The organism is Pseudomonas rhodesiae (assembly GCF_007858255.1).
In the GTDB taxonomy this organism is placed as follows: Bacteria; Pseudomonadota; Gammaproteobacteria; order Pseudomonadales; family Pseudomonadaceae; genus Aquipseudomonas; species Aquipseudomonas rhodesiae.
In genome coordinates this window covers 125,712-145,110 of record NZ_VFEU01000009.1, presented here as the reverse complement: position 1 = coordinate 145,110, position 19,399 = coordinate 125,712, and the positions used below count along the sequence as shown (strand labels likewise).

Here is a 19,399-nt window from a genome sequence, read left to right as displayed (position 1 = left end):
AAGGCGACTCTAAGAAGAAGCCTCCTGCGAGTTCTGCACAGGCAAGAAAAATTGTAGTAGTTAATTCGTCACGAGTAAATCATGTCTTTTGTCCCATTAACATTATTTGCGCATCGCTAGTGCATGGCTATTCAATGGCTGGCCAGGGACTTAATGAATTCATCACAGGGTAAAGGTCTGCCGAACAGGTAGCCTTGAAGATAGTCCACCCCGCGAGCGGCCAGGTATTCACACTGCTGCGCCGTTTCTACCCCCTCGGCGACAATGCCCAAATCGAGCTTGCCAGATAACTCTATGATGCTGTCCAGAATATGGCTGGAGAGTGCATCCACGCCGATCATGGCGACAAAACTCTGATCGATCTTCAAGTAGTCCACATTGAAATTGCGCAAATAACCCAGGCTGGAGTGGCCGGTGCCGAAGTCATCGATGGCGATCATCACCCCAAGCGCATGCAAGGCATCGAACAGACGTCGCGTGACGTCCGTGGGTTCGATCAATTCGCGTTCGGTGAGCTCCAGCACCAGAATCACCTGGCCAGGTGCAAACGCGGCGAGGAATTCGCGACAGTCGTCCACCAGTTGCAAGTCCTGACAGTGGCGCGCGGTGATGTTCACACCGATATGAAAACCCGGCGCAAAGCGTGAGGCATGGGGCGCCAATTGAGCGGCGGCCTGACGGAGCAGGGCGCGGGTCATGGGCACAATCAGGCCGCTATCCTCGGCCAGCGGAATGAATAGGTCCGGCCGAACCAAGCCCTCCTTGGGGTGCTGCCAGCGCATCAGCACTTCACAGCCGGCCCAGTCACGGGTGTCGCCGCGCACCACGGGTTGGAAAAAAGCAATGAACTCATTGGCGCCCAGTGCCCGTTGCAGCTCATGGGTCGGCGCCGACGAGCGCTTTTGCAGCCAATGGGCGAGCAGCCCTGCCAGCACGCCAAAAAACACCACCAGGCTCAATAGCGCAGGATAGCGAGCCTGCATATATCGCCACACTTCGCCGGCCGGCATGCCTGCTTCGACGCTGTAGCGATAGCGTTCCGACGCCAGGTGGTGATGAGCCACCGCAAATACCGGTGGCAGTGTCTCGTGGACCCGGCCTTGATCGTCGAGCCAGTGCGGCCCGACCTGCAGGATCAATTGCGCATACCGGCTGATCAGGCGCAGCGCGTTGGTCAGGTGGTACCCGTCTATGGAGGCGAACGCGGCCTTGTCGCCGTCAACCAGGCGGTAGACCAGCAGCGCCGTATCCGGTGTGACCGGGTTGCCATTCATCAACCACAGGCGCCCGTCCACGTAATCGTCCGGGTTGACGGGCGAGGCGTAATCGCCGCCGAACAGCGAAGTGCAATAGATGTTCTTTTGCCAGGACAGGGTGGTCGCCCGCACGAACGGCCGGCGTGTCACCTGCTCGCGCAACGCCAGTTGGGTAGCGCTGTCGCACGGTTGTCCGGCCAATGGCAGGAGCGCCTGGGCGGCGAGGGCGGTGTTGTCGAGCATCAGGTCGAACTGGCGCACGGCTTCCTGGGCGGTCTGCGCGGTACTCTGCTCCAGGGTGCGTTCGGCCTGCCAATGCAGAATAAGCACGCCCAGCAGTATCGGCAGCAGCGTGCACAACAGGCTGATGGCATAGCGGGTGATCGGCTTTGAAGGGCCTTGGACACTGAGGGGCATGGGGTCTGAAACCTATTGCGCAGAGAGCGTGACCGGCGTAGCGGTCAGGGATGCTCCGATGATAGATGGCTCGGTTCGAATATGCTCGCGTGATCCGGGTTTTGTGCGCAGGAGACCAGAGCTGGGCGGCGTGGTGATTCTGTTGGAGTTCCGCCTGTGCAACAAACTCCTTGCACGCGCCAGGGTAATGGGGATTTGATAAGAGTACGGACAAACCAGGTTACGCTGTGTAGAATCGGTTTACGCATACAAGAATATGACTTGCGCTCACGCAAGCCTAAAGCCGTCAGAGACTGATGTAACCATGAAGCGACTCGGCTCCCCCCTCATCTTTGGTGACTTCCTCGCCCGCAGCGTGCGAGGCCTGTCCTGCGCGCCACCCCTGCACCTCATCCTTGCTGGCAATTGATTTTTCTTTAATCAGACTCTTTATTTCAAAGAGCAGGATGAGGCACCGAACATGACCGACCAACACGCAAACCCAATGGGCCTGATGGGCTTTGAGTTCATCGAATTCGCATCGCCGACGCCCGGCACCCTGGAGCCGATCTTCGAGATCATGGGGTTCAGCAAAGTCGCCACCCACCGCTCCAAGAATGTGCACTTGTATCGCCAGGGCGAGATCAATCTGATCCTCAACAACGAGCCCAACAGTATCGCCTCCTACTTTGCCGCAGAGCACGGCCCGTCGGTGTGCGGCATGGCGTTCCGCGTCAAGGACTCCCAAAAAGCCTACAACCGCGCACTGGAACTGGGCGCGCAGCCGATCCATATCGAAACCGGCCCGATGGAGCTTAACCTGCCGGCGATCAAAGGCATCGGCGGCGCGCCGCTGTACCTGATCGATCGTTTCGGTGAAGGCAGTTCGATCTACGACATCGATTTCGTCTTTCTCGACGGCGTGGACCGCAACCCGCAAGGCGCCGGTCTCAAGGTTATCGACCACCTGACCCACAACGTCTACCGCGGGCGCATGGTGTACTGGGCCAACTTCTACGAGAAGCTGTTCAACTTCCGTGAGGCGCGTTATTTCGACATCAAAGGCGAATACACCGGCCTGACCTCCAAGGCCATGAGCGCTCCGGACGGTATGATCCGCATCCCGCTGAACGAAGAATCGTCCAAGGGCGCCGGGCAGATCGAAGAGTTCCTCATGCAGTTCAACGGCGAGGGCATCCAGCATGTGGCGTTCCTCACTGATGACCTGGTCAAGACGTGGGATGCGTTGAAGAAAATCGGTATGCGCTTTATGACCGCGCCACCGGACACCTACTACGAAATGCTCGAAGGTCGCTTGCCGAACCACGGCGAGCCGGTGGACCAGTTGCAGGCCCGTGGCATCCTGTTGGACGGTTCTTCGATCGAGGGCGACAAGCGTCTGCTGTTGCAGATCTTCTCGGAAACCCTGATGGGCCCGGTGTTCTTCGAGTTTATTCAACGCAAGGGCGACGACGGCTTCGGCGAAGGCAACTTCAAAGCCTTGTTCGAATCCATCGAGCGTGATCAGGTTCGGCGCGGTGTGTTGACCACCGACTGAACCCACGCGTAGAAAAAAGCCCGACCAGAGTTGACCCTGGTCGGGCTTTTTAACGCCTGCGTGTTACGCCTGGCGCTGGCGTACCAAATGCTTGAACCCTTCAAACACCAGCACCATGACCGCGATCCAGATCGGAATGTAGGTCAGCCATTGCCCCGCCTTGATACCTTCGCCCAGCAGCAGTGCCACCACCAGCAACAACACCGGTTCCACATAGCTGAGCAGGCCGAACAGACTGAAAGCCAGCAAGCGACTGGCGATGATGTAGCTCACCAGTGCCGAGGCGCTGATCAGGCCGAGGATCGGAATCAGCGCATAGAGTTTCGGTTGCGCATCCATCACTGCAAAGCCCTGTTCGCCGCTCTGCACAAACCACCAGGCCACGGGCAGCATCAGTGCCATGTCCAGCCACAGGCCGCCCAAATGGTCGGTCTTAAGGTATTTGCGCGCGATGAAGTACAGTGGGTAACCGATGATCACCACCAACGTCGCCCAGGAGAAACCACCGGCCTGGTACAGCTCGTTCAGCACGCCGAGCGCTGCAAAAAACACCGCGATCTTTTGCAGATAGGACAATTGTTCGCCCCATACCAGGCGCCCGGTCAGCACCATGGTCAGCGGCAGCAGGAAATAACCCACCGACACATCCAGGCTGCGGCCATTGAGAGGCGCCCACATGAATAGCCACAATTGCACACCCAGCAGGGCCGACGACACCACCACGCCAGCGATCAAGCGCGGCTCGGCCGCCGGCCTGCGCAACAGTTCTCGGACTTGCCGCCATTCGCCGCTCACCACCATGAACACTGTCATGCACGGCACGGTCAACAACATGCGCCAGCCGAAAATCTCCAGACCGCTCAATGGAGTGAGCAATGACGTGAAGTAATACATCACGGCAAACAACACCGAGGCCAACACCGATAACGCCACACCTTTAGACACGCTGTCCTCGCCAAAACCGATTCAATCAAAAGAAGAGCAGATTATGGTGCTTTCGGCGTGCTACGGGTGCTCTGTTTTGGGGCAAATCGCACAAAAGTTTGCCGCGCTGCACTTCCCGAGCGCTTACAGCGGCGTTCGCCCCGACACGAAATGGCCCACATCGTTGAATCCCGGTGTGGACGAATGCCCCGGCGTCACCAGCGAATCGATGAACGCCTCGTCTTCCGCCGTAATCTTCACCTGCAGCGCGCCGGTGTAGGCGTCCCATTGCGCCTCCGTGCGCGGCCCAACGATAGCTGAACTCACCGCGGCGTTGTTGAGCACCCAAGCGATGGCGAATTCCACCATGCCCACGCCGCGCCCTTGGGTGTACTGCTGGATCTGCTGGGCGATACGCAGCGACTCCACGCGCCATTCGGTTTCCAGGATGCGCTTGTCCTGGCGCGCGGCACGGCTGCCGGCCTCAGGGGTAACGTCTGGCGCGTACTTGCCGCTGAGCACACCGCGCGCCAGCGGGCTGTAGGGCACCACACCGAGGCCATAGGCGGCGGCAGCGGTAATCTGCTCGACCTCGGCCTGACGGTTGACGATGTTATACAGCGGCTGGCTGATCACCGGTCTGTCCACCCCCAGGCGCTCTGCCACGCGAATGACCTCGGCAATGCGCCAGCCACGGTAGTTGGACAGGCCCCAGTAACGGATCTTGCCCTGACGGATCAGGTCGCCGATGGCCGACACCGTTACTTCCAGCGGTGTGTGGTGGTCTTCACGATGCAGGTAGTAGATGTCCAGGTAATCGGTGTCGAGGCGGGTCAGGCTGGCGTCGAGGGCATTGAAAATCCGTTTGCGGCTCAGGCCACTGCGGTTGGGCAACCCATCCGGCGGGCCGAAACCGACCTTGGACGCCACCACCCAGTCCTGGCGCTGCCGGGCGATGGCTTCACCCACCAACTCTTCAGAGCGCCCGCCGGTGTACACATCCGCGGTGTCGATAAAGTTGATGCCCTGGTCCCAGGCCTTGTCGATGATGCGCAACGAGTCCTCGGTGTTGGTCTGTTCGCCAAACATCATGGTGCCCAGGGTGAGGGCGCTGACCTTCAAACCGGAGTGGCCCAGAGAACGATAAAGCATAGAGAACACCTCAATGTCGCGGGATAGAGCCTATGCAATACCAGATCGCGGCATCCTCGAACAAGCCGGCTATGGACATGAATGCGGTTTATGCCATTGCCTTACAGCAAACCGCCGCCGTCGATGTCGATCACGCTGCCGGTCATGAAGGCATTTTCCATAGCCAGTACATACCCGGCTGCCACTTCGTAAGCTTGCCCCACACGTCCGACCGGCAAGGCCTGGCCGACCTTGGCATACATGGCCTCGCGTTGATCTTCCGACAACCCCGCATACGCCGGTGTGTCGATCACGCCGGGGCTGACGACGTTGACCCGACGCGGTGCCAGCTCCTTGGCTAATTGTTTACCCAGCGCTTCGGTCGCAGCGTTAATGCCGATTTTGATGAATTGCCCAGGCACTAACTTGCGCCCCAACTGCCCGGACGTAAGGACGATACTCCCATGCTCATCGAGGAATGGCAGTGCCAGTTGGATAGCCCGCAACGCGCCCCAGAGTTTGACGTTGAAATTGTCCTGGGCCAGTTGCAGGTCGGTGTCCTGAAGATTTTTCGCCTGTACGGCAGGGCCGGCGGTGTAAACCAAATGATCAAAGCGGCCCACGCTCTCGAACAGGCGTTGCAATGACGCATTATCCGTCACGTCCACAGGTTCGCTGCGCAGGCCGTTGTGGAGCTCCGAAGACAGGCGCCGTCCAGCCAGCACCACCTGCGCGCCTCGTGACCTGGCCTGCTCGGCGACCGCCGCGCCGATGCCACTGCTGCCGCCAATCACCACCACGGTTTTGCCATTGAGGGGAGATGTCATGGGTACTGCCTCGCATTAAGAAAGGGATATTCATCCTCTCAGCTTGGCAATGTCGAAAAAATAGCGGTAAATCGACAGGATCATTAAAGGATTTTTATCAGTGAGCTCGATTCTCGACCTTGAAGTCTTTGCGCGTACGGCGGATACCGGGAGCCTTTCCGCCGCCGCACGCACCCTTGGCTTGACACCCGCCGCCGCGAGCATTGCGCTCAAGCGCCTGGAAACACGTCTTGGCGTTCGCCTGCTGGCTCGCTCTACGCGCAGCATGCGCCTGACTGAAGAGGGTCGCTGTTACCTGGACAGCGTGCGCCTGGCGCTCGCCGCTTTGTCTGAAGGGGAACAAGGGCTGAAGCGGCACGGCGAAGGCTTGAACGGTGTACTGCAACTGGCCGCTCCCTCGGATTTTGGGCGCACGGTTTTGCTGGGATGGTTGGATGACTTCAAGCAACAGCACCCCCATATCCGCCTGCAGTTACTGCTTAACGATAAGAACGCCGACCTGTTCCGCGAGACCGTGGATATTGCCCTGCGCTTTGGCGTGCCGAATGATTCCAGCCTGGTGGCTTTACCGATCCTAGCGAACCACCACCGCGTGGCCTGCGCCAGCCCTGCGTACTTGGCCCGACACGGGACCCCTCGTGAGCCTGCCGATCTGGCGCAGCACAGCGCGCTGATTTACATGCGCCATGGCCGCCCCAACAACACATGGAGCTTTCGCAAAGGAGATGTGGTGCAGGAAGTGCCCGTGCACAGCGATTATTTGTGCGACGACGGTGAAGTGGCGCGGCGGTGGGCGCTGGCGGGGCATGGGGTAACCTATAAAGCTGGACTGGATGTAGTACGGGACATAAGGGCCGGCCGTTTGGTGCCGTTGTTCGAGGGCTGGCAAGGTGAGCCAGCGCCGCTGAACCTGATGTGTCCCCATCGCGCGCAGGTGTCGGAAAGAGTCAAAGTGTTCCAGGCATTTTTGCAGCAACGCTGTCATGCGCTGTTGAACGACGTACGAAATGATCAATAAGGACGTACAGGCCACATCCTTATGGAAACATCCTCGTCTATCGGTGAACCGCTCAGCCTGGGGCTTGGCCGTAGTCCTGAATATTCAGTTGGCCTTTGGCTGAACAAACCGGCATGGGGGGATGATTGAATTCAACCTTGAAGTCCGCGATCGCGTGTCCGGCATGTGGCATTTTTTTGATGGTGAGTTGACCGCTGGTTGCATACAGATGCTGAAAGCCAATCAGGTTTGTCAAAATCCCGATCCGTGGATCGTCCAGGACGATTTTGTATGTGCCCTCTCTGACTTTGGTATCAATTTGCACGGCGAAGAAATACTCGGTGTCGGGGAAAACACGGGACCACCCTAGGATGTTGTAGTACGGCTCGACACCCAAGTGCTCAAACGTATTGACGGCCAGGTTTTCAGCCTTGAATGAGGGCATTGGCAGTATCCCGCCACTGAGCTCAACCTCGAATTTCCCGTTGCCGTTATGTACGTCACAGGTGCCTCGGGACACCATCAACTGAGCTTCCGGTTGGTTATAGGGCTGGGCGGTAAAACTGAACGTTGCGACGATACGGTTTTTCCTCAAGGTGACGGTAATTTCACCTGATACGGCTACAAAGTTGGTGTTGGCGGTAAATATTGCCGCGGAGGCCGTAGTCACTTTGCGTGTGCCGTCGAAGCTGTAGGTATGGGGCTTGCCATTGTCGCGAAGGCTCAAGGGCAGCAAGCAGGTGAGCTCGACACTGGGTTGAGAACCCACTGCACTCTGGCGTGCGGTAATAACCCATTGGACATGGGTCTTTTCCAGCCTGACCGTGTCCGCTTTGAATGCCCGCGTGATCACGCCGGACATGTTCGCGCTGGCCGTGCCATCGGCCAGATGCGAATTTCTGGGCAGTTGAAGAATCTCCATGACGCAGTCCTCATCCAAGTGGGGTGGCGCCTGGAGTATGAGAACAAATAAAAGCAGCGGGTACTGTCAAGGTTGACAGGTTTAAAAAGCAAAAAGCTTATAACGGTTATGCGGGCTCAGGATGCACCAGCCCCGGTGCATCCTGAGTGATGGCTTATGTGCGCAATGAGCGAGTCATGCGCAGTGCCAATACACTGCCCGCCACAATCACTGCCGCCAGCAGGTACAGGGCCATATCCGTGGAGCCGGTGGCATCTTTTACAAAGCCGACGATATATGGGCTGAGGAAGCCTGCCATCTGGCCCATGGAGTTGATCAACGCCAGCCCACCGGCGGCGGCACCCGCGCTGAGCATCGCCGTCGGCACCGGCCAGAACATCGGCAGGCCGGTAAGCGCGCCCATGGTGGCGATGGTCAGGCCGAGGATCGCAATGGCCGGCGTCGTGGCGAAATTCACCGCGATCACCAGGCCCACCGCGCCCATCAGCATGGGCACGACCAAGTGCCAGCGCCGCTCTTTGCGCAGGTCGGCGGAGCGGCCCACCAGTAGCATAAACACCGCCGCCAGCAAATACGGGATTGCACTGAGCCAACCGATCACCAGGTTATCGCTGAACCCGAGGTTCTTGATGATCGACGGCAGCCAGAAGTTGATGGCGTACACGCCGCTCTGGATGCAGAAGTAGATCAGACCAAATGCCCAGATCGCCGGGTTCTTGAACACTTCGGCGAGGGAGTCGCTGGTGGTCTTGGGCTTGTTCGCCAGGTCCGTGGCCTGGTCGGCTTCCAGCACCGCGCGTTCCTGAGGCGTGAGCCATTTGGCGTGGGCGAAACTGTCGCTGAGCAGGAAGTAGGCGAGGGCGCCCAGCACCACGGTAGGGATGCCTTGGAGCAGGAACATCCACTGCCAACCGGCCAGACCACCCTGGCCGGCGGCGAAGTGGTTGAGAATCCAGCCGGAAAACGGGCTGCCCAATAGGCCCGACACGGGGATCGCCGACATAAACAACGCCATGATCCGCCCGCGACGGAAGGTCGGGAACCACTGCGAGAGGTACAGCACCACGCCGGGGAAGAAGCCGGCTTCGGCCGCACCGGTAAACAGGCGCAAGGTGTAGAAATGCGTCGGCGTGCTGACGAACAGCAGGCAGGTGGACAGCGTACCCCACACGATCATCATCAGGGCGATCCAGCGCCGTGGGCCGAATTTGCTCAGCGCCAGGTTGCTCGGTACGCCGCACAGTACGTAACCGATAAAGAATATCCCGGCTCCGAGGCCGTACACGGTTTCGCTGAACTTGAGGGCGTCGAGCATCTGCAGCTTGGCGAAGCCGACGTTGACGCGGTCGAGGTAGTTGAACAGGTAGCAGATAAAAATGAAGGGGATCAAGCGCAGGGTCACGCGCTTGTAGACAGCGTTTTTATCGTCATCGTTGGCCTGGGTGACAGCGGCGCTCTGTGACATGGCGTTCTCTCTTTATTATGATTTTTCGCGATGCGAGGGTAACGTTGATCGCCCCAAGAGTCTCGGCCAGGTAGCAGGGGGCTGTCTTTGTGCTCGCGCACAGTGAACGTGCCTTTGCGCTGTGCCGATGACCAACCACGCCTTGCAGGAAGTTAACCCCATGTTCGAGCTGGATCATGACCTGGCGCAGGAGATTGTCGATCGCACCATGGCCATCCTGCCCTATAACGTCAACGTCATGGACAGCCAGGGCTTGATCCTGGGCAGCGGCGAGCCCGAGCGCATCAACACTCGCCATGAGGGCGCGCAATTGGTCTTGGCTAATGGTCGCGTGGTCGAAATCGACGGCCAGACCGCAAAGCACCTAAAAGGCGTGCAGCCCGGCATCAACCTGCCGCTGATGCACGATCAACGCCTGATCGGTGTGCTTGGCATCACCGGTGAACCACAGTTGCTGCGTACCTACGCCGAACTGGTGCGCATGACCGCCGAGATGCTGGTCAGCCATCGTCATCAGCAAGCCGAACAACAATGGCGCCGCCAGCGGTGCGATGACCTGCTGGCGTTGTTACTCGCCGAATCCGGCGACTCGCCGCGCCTGGTCGACGAAGCCCAGCAACTGGGGCTCAAGCCACATCTGTCGCGTACGCCATACCTGTTCGAGCTGGGCGCGGGGGCCTCCGCGCAGGACCTGGGCGCCTGGCTGGCTGCGCGTTATCCCGACAGCTGGTGCGTCAGCTCGGCGCAGTTTTCATTGTTGTGGTGCCGACCGGCCGGGCTCCCGGTGGACAATCCCAAGCTGCTGGAAAAACTCGCCGGCCACGGCTGGCAGATCCAGCGTGTGGCGGTGGGTGGCCAGGCCGACGGGCTGGCCGGGCTGCGCCGTTGCTATCGGCGAGTCGGCGACCTGTTGGCCTATGGCCGGGACATCCTGCCCCATACGCAAGTGCTGACCCTCAATCGCTATCGCCTGCCGGTAATGCTGTGGCGTCATCGCAACGACGACGCCCTCGATGAATTGCTCAACCCGCTGCGCAAAGTACTGGCCAAGGACGGCAACGGCCAATTACTGGCAACTTTGCGCAGTTGGTGCGAGCACGACGGGCAAAGCCAGGCGTGTGCCGACGCTTTGGGCATCCATCGCAACAGCCTGCGTTATCGCATGGAGCGCATCGCCGAACTCAGCGGTGTCGACCCGCTGACCCTCGATGGCATGCTCGCCTTGTACCTGGGCGTGCAGTTGCTGCCCCAGGATTTGTCGGAATGAACAACAAACCTGCGCCGCACTTGTGCATCGGACCGGCGTTATTGCCGCAGCCAACTGGCAGCATGGGCGTTATAAAAAACGGAGAACGCCCATGAAGATCATCATCGCCCCCGACTCGTTCAAGGACAGCCTGAGCGCCGCAGGCGTTGCCCAGGCGATTGTCGAGGGGTTGGCCCAGGTTTGGCCGGACGCGCAGATGATCCAATGCCCGATGGCCGATGGTGGCGAAGGCACGGTGGACGCGGTGCTCGCCGCCTGCCACGGCGAGTTGCGCCGCCAGACCGTACACGGCCCGCTCGGTGCCCCGGTGCAGGCGCGCTGGGGCTGGTTGGCCGACAGCCACACCGCGATCATCGAAATGGCCGAAGCCAGCGGTTTGCAACTGCTGCCGCCGGACCAGCGCGACGCCTGCCGGACCACCACCTTTGGTACCGGTGAACTGATCCGCGCGGCGCTGGAGACGGGGGCTCGGCGCATCATCCTGGCCATCGGCGGCAGCGCCACCAACGACGGTGGCGCGGGGGCAATGCAGGCCTTGGGTGTGCAATTGTTCGATGCCGATGACCAGCCCCTTCCACCTGGCGGCTTGGCCTTGGCGCAGTTGGCGCGCATCAGCCTGGACAGCCTCGACCCCCGCGTGGGCGAGGTGCGTTTCGAGATTGCCGCCGACGTCAATAACCCCCTCTGCGGCCCCCACGGCGCCTCGGCGATTTTCGGCCCGCAAAAAGGTGCGAGCCCGCAGCAGGTGCAACAGCTCGACGCCGCCTTGGGCCATTTTGCCGACCACTGCGCCAGGGTGCTGCCCACCGATGTGCGCGACGAACCCGGTAGCGGCGCCGCTGGCGGCCTGGGCTTCGCTGCCAAGGCGTTTCTCGGCGCCCAGTTCCGCGCGGGGGTGGAGGTGGTTGCCGACTTGGTGGGCCTGGATGCCGCCGTGCGCGGTGCTGATCTGGTCATCACCGGCGAAGGCCGCTTCGACGCCCAGACCCTGCGCGGTAAAACCCCATTCGGCGTGGCCCGCATCGCCCGGCAACACGGCGTACCGGTGATCGTCATCGCCGGCACCCTCGGTGAAGGCTACGAGCAGATGTACTCACACGGCGTCGACGCCGCCTTCGCCTTGCCCAGCGGGCCCATCAGCCTCGAGCAGGCGTGCAGCGAGGCACCGCGCTTGTTGCGCGAGCGGGCGGCGGATATTGCGCGGGGGTGGCGCGTGGCCGCCGGGCGCTGACGCCACAGGCCGAACATGGGACAATCCGCGCCTTTTCAGACACGGAGAGTCCCCCATGTTGCGCCCCGTACTCCTGGCCCTGCTGGCCGGTTCCTCTGCCCAAGCCTTTGCACAACCCGCTAGTGAGCGCGTGCCGCTGCTGCGGGACATCAAGGAGTGGGTGGTCGGTTGCGACAACTTGCGCAACTGCCATGCCCTCAGCGCACCGAGCGGTGCCAATGAAGAAGATTACAGCTCGCTGACCTTGCATATCTGGCACAAGGCCGGCCCTCAGGGCTACTTGCGCCTGCGCTTCGACCATCGGGGGGAGACGTCGGACCTGTCGACCCTGCAACTGGACGGCCAGCCCCTGGGCAATGACTTGACTCAGGCATTGCAGGTGGAGTTGGACGACCAGGGCGGCGATCCCCATGTGCAATCCTTTGGCGTACTTGACGACGCCGCCGCGCGCCGATGGTTGCAACGCTTGCGCGATGGTCAGCGCTTGCAGCTGCCCGGCGATGCCGGTGCCCACGTTTCCCTGAGTGGGTTGAGTGCATCGCTGCTGTTGATGGATGCGGTGCAAGGCCGGGTGGATAACGTCACCGCACTGGCACGCCCCGGCAAAGGTGCGGCGAGTGCCGTGCCGGCGCGTTTGCCGATGCCGCTGCTGCGCCCATTCCCCGGTGCGCCGGCGTTGACCGCCGAGGAGCAGCAAGCTTTGGTGGCCGAGGCCCTCAAAGGTGAAACGGCGCAAGAAGACTCGCCGCCACCCGAAGCCAGTGCCGGTGCGTTGACCGCCTCGCAGGCCATGACCGTGTTGAGCTACGACTGCGCGGCCTACAACTGCGAATACGAGGTGGTGCGTCGCGCGCGCCAGGCACCTTATGCCCAGACCGCGTTGCAACTGGAGCCGCTGCCTCTGGACGGCGCCGCGCTGCAAGGTTCGGTGGGCTACGACCCAGCCACCGGCACCCTGAGTTACTTCTACAAGCAACGCGGGCTCGGCGATTGCGGGGCCGGGGCGGTGTGGTTGTTTGACGGCAAGGCTTTCCAGCTCAGCGAGTTTCACATGATGTCGCGCTGCACCGGGGTGGCCTACGGCGACTGGCCTTCGTTGTGGACAACCGCTCCAGCGCCCTAGGCAGCGGACGGTCGGCGCCTCTACACTGGCCGACCACATGTCTTTCAAAGGATGAAACCCATGCACGCGCCTGAACCCCATATCGTCATCCAGCGCTTTACCGAGGCCCACCTTGACGGCGTCGCGGCGCTCTACAACGAGCCGGCGGTATGCCGGCAGGTACTGCAGATGCCGTTCCAGTCGATTGAAGTGTGGCGCAAGCGTTTGGTGACGGACGACGAACGCCGCCTGCAACTGGTGGCATTGCATGGCGGCGAGGTGATTGGCCAGTTGGGGCTGCAACAGTATCTGCGCGTGCGCCAGGCCCATGTCGGCACCTTTGGCATGGGCGTGGCAACTGCCTGGCAGGGCAAGGGCGTCGGCTCGCGGCTGTTGAAGGCAGCCCTCGATGTGGCCGACAACTGGATGAACCTACACCGCGTCGAGTTGACGGTATTTGCCGATAACCAGGCCGCGCAACGTCTGTACCGCTCGTTCGGTTTCGAGGTGGAAGGGGTGCTGCGCGACTACGCCCTGCGTGACGGCGTCTACGTCGACACCGTCAGCATGGCGCGTTTGCGTCCTTCGACTTAATCCTGCAAGGCAAACGCCACCGCGGCCTGCGCATGCAACGCGGTGGTGTCCAGCAGCGGCAGGTTGGTGTGTTCGGGCTTGATCAACAGGCCGATTTCCGTGCATCCGAGGATGATCGCCTGGGCACCACGGGCAGCCAACGACGCAATGATGCGCAGATAAGCGTCGCGCGAGGTGTCGCTGATGATCCCCACACACAACTCTTCATAGATGATGCGGTGCACGCTCTGGCGCTCTTCGGCCTCCGGCACCAGCACATTCAAGCCATGCTCGGCCAGGCGCGCCTTGAGGAAATCCTGCTCCATGGTGAACGCCGTGCCGAGCAGGCCGACGTTGAGCGTGCCGGCCGCCACGGCCGCCTGGCCGGCGGCGTCGGCGATATGTAGAAAGGGAATCGAGATCGCCGCTTCGACACGCGGCGCCACCAAGTGCATGGTGTTGGTACACAGCACCACGCAGTCCGCGCCGCCGGCCTGCAGGCGCCGCGCCGCGTCTTCGAGGACCTGCGCCGCGTCGTCCCAGCGCCCATCGTGCTGCGCCTGCGCCACCGGGCCGAAATCCACGCTGTACATCAACACCTGCGCCGAGCGCAGCGAGCCGAGCTGATCACGCACGCGCTGGTTGATGATGCGGTAGTACTCGGCGCTGGACTCCCAGCTCATGCCGCCGATAAGGCCGATGGTGCGCATGTGATGCTCCTGATAGGTGGGAGCTCCACCTTACTTACCGACGGTTGATTAGTCATACGCAGTTGTTCGCCAAATGACCGGTGCAGTTTTTGTCATCCCGGTTTGATCCGTCGAGTGGGCGCACCATTTCGCCAGGATTGGCTATACCTACAGCTCCGCCCTTCGATGATGACTGCCAGGGAGTTCAATGATGAAACTAAGGCTAATGATCAGTACGTTGTGCGTGGCTTCGCTTGGGATTGCAGGCTGCGCCAGCCAGGTCACGCAACCGGATGAATATTCGGGCTTTCTTTCCAACTACAGCCAACTCAAGCAAGCCAAGTCACCGTCAGGCGTCGAAGTGATGCGCTGGGTCGATCCCCAACTGGACCTGAGTCGCTATAACGCGGTGTACATCGAACCGACCCAGTTCTATCCCAAACCCCAGGCCACCGCGAAAATTCCTGACAGCACCCTCAACGGCATTAACACCTACTACAACCAGGCGCTCAAGCGTGAGCTGGCTAAATCCTTGCCTTTGGCCAATGCCCCAGGCCCAGGCGTAATCGTGGTGCGCGCGGCCATCACCGCCGTCAGCAGCAAGACCGAAGGGCTTAAACCTTATGAGTTCATCCCGGTAGCACTGGTGGCGGCGGCGGTCAGTACCGGCACCGGCATTCGCGATCAAGAAACCACCCTCGGCACCGAGGCGCAGTTCCTCGACGGCGCCAGCGGCAAAGTCCTGGCCCAAGTGGTGCGCAAAGGCACCGGCAAGCCCTTGGAGAACGACGCTCAGGTGATGAAAGCCGATGACGTGAAAAACGTGATCGACGGCTGGGCTTCAGATCTGCATCAGTCCTATGTGAAATTCAAAAAGCACTAAAACGCATTGCGTGCCGGCCGGTTGTAATAGCTGAGCAGGACGTCGTAGCGGCGGGTGACGAGGTCATAGTCGTCACTCAGCTGTTGCGGGGTGGCGTGGTTGAGCCAGTCTTGAAGCATGCCTTGCAGGGCAGCAAGGTAGGTATCGGCGGGGGTTCTGAGGGTGTACCAAAGGTGCAGCGTTTCTTCAGTGAGTTCTTTATCCGGCATCTGATCGACAAAGGCTGCAGCACTTTCTTGGGCACGCTGAACCGAAGCGGTCAACGCAGCAAGGGCTTGGGGTGTCAGGTCGGCAGCGCGTACCCCTTGGTCGATCCGATCGATCGCCTGGCGCGACGCAATCATGTAATTGAGCAGGTGCCAATGCAGGTCTCGGCCCAGACGTGCTTCCAGTAAATCCAGCTGTAGGGGGCGCAAACGCAGCTCCTCACGCGTCAGATCGTCACGCAGAGCCGCGGATGCCGACAGGTAGCCGCCACCGTTACGGCTTAGTTCTGCTTTCAACTGGTCAAGCATGACGTTGCCAAATAATTGCTGCTGCGGCGTTTTCGCGCCGGGGGTTTGATTGGGGCTGAGCAGCGTACCGACGTCGCTGATTCTGCGAAGGGTCTGCAAGTACTGCTGCGTGGCAGTGATCAATGGGCTGCCGGGGGCTTGGCGCTCCAGCTGGAGGGTAATAGCAGGGGTGCATACCTGCTTTTGGATCAGGCGGGCTTGCGGCTCTGCGTTGTCGCCAAATTCTTCCCGAGGCAAGTTCGCGGCGCCGGAGCGCTCAGCCGTCCGGACTGAGGCGTCGACCTGAGTCAGCAAGTAGTAGGCCAACCGAGTATCGCGGTCCACGCGGTTAACGCAATCGATGATCGGTGCAAGCGCGCCGGCCGTTGCAGTCTGGGGGCTGTCCAATTGGTTGAGCCACCACTGCACAATCTGCAGTTGTTTGCTGGCGCCGGCCAGGCTGAACAGGCACAGGATCAATACCACCCCGACGGGGTACAACATGATTGGCTTCATCACTCAGCCTCCTGACCGTACCACTGTGCCTGGGTCGCGGGGGCCTGGCAGGGTTGTGCTGTTCTCGGCATGCGGCTGCACACGCGCTCTGTCCACTGTTGCAGGCCTTGATTGCGGCCCACCTGATAATGACTGTCAAAGCTTTTGAGCGCTGCAAACATCATTGTCAGGAGCAAAGTGACAAGGCCCCATACACCGATGGTCTTGCGCGGATGGCGGGTGGACCATTCTTTGTAGCCCGTGCGGGCTTGACGCTTACCCGCACCGATCACGACCAGGGTCGCCACCATCATCAGGCCCGCAACCGCGCCGAATTGAACACTGATGGCCACGCTCATGATCGCCCCCGGCAACAGATCGCGCAGCGGCAATAACGGCAGGCGGGTAGGGCAGAGTCGTGTCGGTAGTCTGACGGCGAGGCTTTCATCCACGACGCGAACCCGATGTACCAGTGGACGCCACACTTGCCAGGCCAGGGCGCCGCCCACGACATAGGCCATCGACCATACCAACGCGTGCCCCAGTGTGCTGACCAGGACTCCTGAAAACCACGGCGCCTGGAACAGTGCACCTGTCACACAGCCCAGCACTGTCGCCAGCGCCAGCGGCCAAGTGTCGACAGCCGCTTCCCACTCCTGCCAGAAATAAGCCGTACCGCCTGGCAGGGACAGCGCAACGTCGGGATGATCGGCTTTAATGCGCGCGGCCAGCGCTCGGCACGCCTCCCAGTCGGCCTCGCTCAAGCGCTGGGCGAATGCACGTCGCTGCCCCAGTGTCATCGGCGCCAACAGCAAACGAGCAGCGCGCTGTTGCGCAGTGTGCGGCGGCGCGACAGCCAGCGCACGCTGGTGGGCAATGAACGCCGGCCCTTGCTCACGCCGCAACAGGTGCTGCCATTCATCCTCGGGGCAGGGGTTTTCGCCACCGTGCGGCCAGCCCTGCCCGGCGCGGACGGCCTCGAACAACGCAGGCAACCAGAAGTAGCCGTCGCATAGCAACGTGGCAAGTGTCTGGTTGAACCATTGAGCGTGCGCCGGCTGGCGCAACCAGGCGTGCTCGTCACGCCGGGCGTACGCATCGAGGAAGTCCGTTTCATTACGTTGTTCAAGTGCCAGCGCCAATTGGTTGCGCAACGCCTGCCTGCATTGAGAGGCAAGGGCATCCAGCCATTGCGCTGGCAGCTCCAGGCGCTGCCAGGCACTGAGCCAGTGGAAGGTGTCAAACGCCCAGCGAAGCTCCTCATCGCTCACGGCGTCGTCGCTGATACAGCGTTGGAGCAGCGCCACTTCGAATGCCAGGCCGTTACCTTGGGCCAAGGCCTGCTGATAGCGCTGGGGCAGGGTGCCGTCCACCGGTTCTGGTGCAGCCATTTCGACCGCAACGGCGGCAGACGCGTCGTCCATGACCGACTCTTGCCCGTTCAGGGCCGCTTCATACGCTTCGCGCAGGCGCTGGAAACCCTCGGGATCATCATCCGGCCGAGTTTTCTTGAGCAGTGCCGCGTAGGTGCGCTTGATGGTGCGGCTATCGGCATCCGGGGGCAGATCAAGGACATCCCAGCAAGTCATGTGCGGTGCAGCTCCGTGAGGAATCGCGCGCACCTTACCCGTTTTAGCAGCCAATAAACCAGCGGCAGTGCAGGTTGGCGCTGTCGGCCTGATATCGGAAAGTGACGCGCTCGGTCCGGACTCGCCGGTGCCGAGCTCGCGGTGTTACTTGAGCGGGGTCAACGGCGGCAGTTTCCATTGACCACTACCTACCTCAGGCTTGGGCAGGTAAATCCGCAGTACGGCGTAGAAAGGACCGGGAGGAGCGGGCAACCAATTGCTCTGTTCGGCTTTGGGCGGTTCGTGATGTTGCAAGGCCAGGGTCAGGCCGCCATCGGCATCGCGCTTGAGACTGGGCAACATGCGCGAATTGATCAAGTAGCGCTTCTTGTGGTTGGGCACCAGTTGCTGGGTCTTGGCGCTGTACATGGTCAGCGACCAGAACGCGTCCGCCGGCGGCAGTTGGTCCTTGTTGAAATGCAGTGTGTAGCTATGACGTGCCCCGTTCGCCGGTTTGCCTTCGCTGTCGACGAAATAACTCAGGTAGGCGGTTTCGTCGCTGGAGGTGCCGAAGATGCCCATGTTGGCACCAGCGTAGCGGTACAAGTAGTTGTTGTTGAGGTGATCACGACTGCCGTACAGGTCGCCGTTAGACACCTGGTGGGTGTCGATCTTGTCTTTTTTGAACGCGGCAAACTCGGCCTTGCCGTCGGCAATCCCGTCTTCCAGGGCCTTGCGTTGTTCGGCGCTGAGCTGGTTGAACTTGAAGGGCGCACCCGGGGCGACGCCAATCTTGGCAAAGCGCGCCAGCAGGTCTTTCTCGCTGTCCTGGGGGGCGGCGAACGCCAGCATGAAATTCAGGTAGCGGAACAGTTGCGGGCTGTCGCTCATAGTGGCGGTGGGTTTTGGCCACTGGACCTTTGGCACGTTGGCTGGCGCGGCTTGCTTGACGTAGCTGCTCAGGGGCTGGACTTTATAGCCGCTCTGAATCTGCTTGACCTTGCCTAGGTCTTTTTCGTCGAACAACTGCGTGCGATACAGCGCGTAAGCGATATTGCTCTCGCTATAGACCACGCGATCGATGTCCACCGGCTGCTGACCTTTCCAGTCCGGCCCGGCGATCATGTAGTGGCCGCCGTTGTTACCCGTGCTGCGCGTGCCCAGGTAGGCGAAGTTCTGGGTGTAGAGGTCGATCAACTGCACCGAGTAGTAACGGTTGTCTTCGATCTTGGGCAGGGTCAGCACCAGCGGTTCGCGGCGCAGATCCATCCACACGAATGAATAGGGCGTGTCGGCGTTTGGGCTGACGAATGCGGTGTCCTTGGGCGTTAACACCTGGGCGGTATTGCCGATGCGGTTGAATGGCGCCTTGAAGTTGGCGCCGCCCTTGTCGACGGCTTGGGTGTAGAGCGTTTTGTACATTTCCACCACCGGAAAACCATACAGGTAGGCTTCCTTGGCGATGGCCCGCGCTTCGCTCGGGGTGGCGGTGAAATCGGCCCAGGCGCCGCTGCTCAGGAGGATCGAGAGGCTCGCTAACAGCAGGCGCGTCGGTTTTCTGATCATGTTGTTGCGTCTCTTAGGGAACTGGGTGGTGTCATTGAGTTTCCAGCTTTTATCG

Annotated in this window: 17 protein-coding genes; 7 read left to right on the top strand and 10 right to left on the bottom strand. The window is 60.9% G+C overall.

What is annotated here, in order from left to right; genetic code table 11:
- Positions 1-131 precede the first annotated feature (131 nt).
- A complete protein-coding gene (locus tag FIV35_RS15690; RefSeq protein WP_034138051.1) occupies positions 132-1,673 on the bottom strand; it encodes an EAL domain-containing protein in 1,542 nt (513 codons plus the stop codon).
- A 460-nt stretch (positions 1,674-2,133) separates the two neighbouring features.
- Here FIV35_RS15690 and hppD point away from each other — a divergent pair, with 460 nt between their 5' ends.
- Positions 2,134-3,210, top strand: coding sequence for a 4-hydroxyphenylpyruvate dioxygenase (gene hppD, locus FIV35_RS15685; protein WP_034097982.1), 1,077 nt, complete (start codon positions 2,134-2,136; stop codon positions 3,208-3,210).
- 63 nt (positions 3,211-3,273) lie between these two features.
- Here hppD and rarD read toward each other — a convergent pair whose 3' ends face one another.
- The 3 genes from rarD to FIV35_RS15670 form a co-directional block, all read right to left on the bottom strand.
- Complete coding sequence (gene rarD, locus FIV35_RS15680) at positions 3,274-4,155, bottom strand: EamA family transporter RarD (protein ID WP_034138053.1); 882 nt, start codon at positions 4,153-4,155, stop codon at positions 3,274-3,276.
- Positions 4,156-4,278: 123 nt separating this feature from the next.
- Positions 4,279-5,286: an aldo/keto reductase gene (locus FIV35_RS15675; protein ID WP_034138054.1), complete on the bottom strand. Its 1,008-nt coding sequence runs from the start codon at positions 5,284-5,286 to the stop codon at positions 4,279-4,281.
- Between the two features lie 101 nt (positions 5,287-5,387).
- Positions 5,388-6,092 (bottom strand): SDR family oxidoreductase, encoded by a 705-nt coding sequence (locus tag FIV35_RS15670; protein WP_034138055.1) that lies wholly within the window; start codon positions 6,090-6,092, stop codon positions 5,388-5,390.
- Between the two features lie 100 nt (positions 6,093-6,192).
- Here FIV35_RS15670 and FIV35_RS15665 point away from each other — a divergent pair, with 100 nt between their 5' ends.
- Complete coding sequence (locus tag FIV35_RS15665; RefSeq protein ID WP_034138056.1) at positions 6,193-7,110, top strand: LysR family transcriptional regulator; 918 nt, start codon at positions 6,193-6,195, stop codon at positions 7,108-7,110.
- Between the two features lie 52 nt (positions 7,111-7,162).
- Here FIV35_RS15665 and FIV35_RS15660 read toward each other — a convergent pair whose 3' ends face one another.
- Together FIV35_RS15660 and FIV35_RS15655 are read right to left on the bottom strand one after the other, a co-directional pair.
- A complete protein-coding gene (locus tag FIV35_RS15660) occupies positions 7,163-8,011 on the bottom strand; it encodes a hypothetical protein (RefSeq protein ID WP_034138057.1) in 849 nt (282 codons plus the stop codon).
- 154 nt (positions 8,012-8,165) lie between these two features.
- The gene (locus FIV35_RS15655) at positions 8,166-9,476 is read right to left on the bottom strand and encodes an MFS transporter (RefSeq protein ID WP_034138058.1); all 1,311 of its coding nucleotides are present in this window, start codon (positions 9,474-9,476) and stop codon (positions 8,166-8,168) included.
- Positions 9,477-9,636: 160 nt separating this feature from the next.
- Here FIV35_RS15655 and FIV35_RS15650 point away from each other — a divergent pair, with 160 nt between their 5' ends.
- The 4 genes from FIV35_RS15650 to FIV35_RS15635 all read left to right on the top strand — a co-directional run bounded on the left by FIV35_RS15650 (position 9,637) and on the right by FIV35_RS15635 (position 13,670).
- Entirely contained in the window at positions 9,637-10,743 is a 1,107-nt protein-coding gene (locus FIV35_RS15650; RefSeq protein WP_034138059.1) for a sugar diacid recognition domain-containing protein, read from the top strand.
- Between the two features lie 91 nt (positions 10,744-10,834).
- Positions 10,835-11,974: a glycerate kinase gene (locus FIV35_RS15645; RefSeq protein WP_034138060.1), complete on the top strand. Its 1,140-nt coding sequence runs from the start codon at positions 10,835-10,837 to the stop codon at positions 11,972-11,974.
- Between the two features lie 55 nt (positions 11,975-12,029).
- Entirely contained in the window at positions 12,030-13,097 is a 1,068-nt protein-coding gene (locus FIV35_RS15640) for a DUF1176 domain-containing protein (RefSeq protein WP_034138061.1), read from the top strand.
- Positions 13,098-13,157: 60 nt separating this feature from the next.
- Positions 13,158-13,670 carry a GNAT family N-acetyltransferase gene (locus FIV35_RS15635; protein WP_034138062.1) on the top strand — a complete coding sequence of 171 codons (513 nt, stop codon included), beginning with the start codon at positions 13,158-13,160 and terminating at the stop codon, positions 13,668-13,670.
- Here the strand turns inward: FIV35_RS15635 and FIV35_RS15630 are convergent.
- Positions 13,667-14,359, bottom strand: coding sequence for an aspartate/glutamate racemase family protein (locus FIV35_RS15630; protein ID WP_034138063.1), 693 nt, complete (start codon positions 14,357-14,359; stop codon positions 13,667-13,669). The two genes, FIV35_RS15635 and FIV35_RS15630, sit on opposite strands and share 4 nt — an antisense overlap.
- A 190-nt stretch (positions 14,360-14,549) precedes the next feature.
- Here FIV35_RS15630 and FIV35_RS15625 point away from each other — a divergent pair, with 190 nt between their 5' ends.
- Positions 14,550-15,221, top strand: a complete 672-nt coding sequence (locus FIV35_RS15625; protein WP_034138064.1) for a DUF3313 domain-containing protein — start codon at positions 14,550-14,552, stop codon at positions 15,219-15,221.
- Here the strand turns inward: FIV35_RS15625 and FIV35_RS15620 are convergent.
- The 3 genes from FIV35_RS15620 to FIV35_RS15610 form a co-directional block, all read right to left on the bottom strand.
- Entirely contained in the window at positions 15,218-16,231 is a 1,014-nt protein-coding gene (locus tag FIV35_RS15620) for a DUF3829 domain-containing protein (protein WP_034138065.1), read from the bottom strand. The genes FIV35_RS15625 and FIV35_RS15620 overlap by 4 nt on opposite strands.
- Positions 16,231-17,799 (bottom strand): J domain-containing protein, encoded by a 1,569-nt coding sequence (locus FIV35_RS15615; RefSeq protein ID WP_034138066.1) that lies wholly within the window; start codon positions 17,797-17,799, stop codon positions 16,231-16,233. Before FIV35_RS15615 ends, FIV35_RS15620 begins: the two co-directional genes overlap by 1 nt.
- A gap of 144 nt (positions 17,800-17,943) precedes the next feature.
- Positions 17,944-19,344 (bottom strand): DUF1254 domain-containing protein, encoded by a 1,401-nt coding sequence (locus FIV35_RS15610; RefSeq protein ID WP_034138067.1) that lies wholly within the window; start codon positions 19,342-19,344, stop codon positions 17,944-17,946.
- Positions 19,345-19,399: the final 55 nt, after the last annotated feature.

Bases quoted from the DNA above. Each gene is read 5' to 3' on its own strand.
- FIV35_RS15690 (WP_034138051.1), bottom strand. From the start codon at position 1,673: ATGCCCCTCAGTGTCCAAGGCCCTTCAAAGCCGATCACCCGCTATGCC.
- hppD (WP_034097982.1), top strand. From the start codon at position 2,134: ATGACCGACCAACACGCAAACCCAATGGGCCTGATGGGCTTTGAGTTC.
- FIV35_RS15675 (WP_034138054.1), bottom strand. From the start codon at position 5,286: ATGCTTTATCGTTCTCTGGGCCACTCCGGTTTGAAGGTCAGCGCCCTC.
- FIV35_RS15670 (WP_034138055.1), bottom strand. From the start codon at position 6,092: ATGACATCTCCCCTCAATGGCAAAACCGTGGTGGTGATTGGCGGCAGC.
- FIV35_RS15660 (WP_034138057.1), bottom strand. From the start codon at position 8,011: ATGGAGATTCTTCAACTGCCCAGAAATTCGCATCTGGCCGATGGCACG.
- FIV35_RS15655 (WP_034138058.1), bottom strand. From the start codon at position 9,476: ATGTCACAGAGCGCCGCTGTCACCCAGGCCAACGATGACGATAAAAAC.
- FIV35_RS15650 (WP_034138059.1), top strand. From the start codon at position 9,637: ATGTTCGAGCTGGATCATGACCTGGCGCAGGAGATTGTCGATCGCACC.
- FIV35_RS15645 (WP_034138060.1), top strand. From the start codon at position 10,835: ATGAAGATCATCATCGCCCCCGACTCGTTCAAGGACAGCCTGAGCGCC.
- FIV35_RS15640 (WP_034138061.1), top strand. From the start codon at position 12,030: ATGTTGCGCCCCGTACTCCTGGCCCTGCTGGCCGGTTCCTCTGCCCAA.
- FIV35_RS15635 (WP_034138062.1), top strand. From the start codon at position 13,158: ATGCACGCGCCTGAACCCCATATCGTCATCCAGCGCTTTACCGAGGCC.
- FIV35_RS15630 (WP_034138063.1), bottom strand. From the start codon at position 14,359: ATGCGCACCATCGGCCTTATCGGCGGCATGAGCTGGGAGTCCAGCGCC.
- FIV35_RS15625 (WP_034138064.1), top strand. From the start codon at position 14,550: ATGAAACTAAGGCTAATGATCAGTACGTTGTGCGTGGCTTCGCTTGGG.
- FIV35_RS15620 (WP_034138065.1), bottom strand. From the start codon at position 16,231: ATGAAGCCAATCATGTTGTACCCCGTCGGGGTGGTATTGATCCTGTGC.
- FIV35_RS15615 (WP_034138066.1), bottom strand. From the start codon at position 17,799: ATGACTTGCTGGGATGTCCTTGATCTGCCCCCGGATGCCGATAGCCGC.
- FIV35_RS15610 (WP_034138067.1), bottom strand. From the start codon at position 19,344: ATGATCAGAAAACCGACGCGCCTGCTGTTAGCGAGCCTCTCGATCCTC.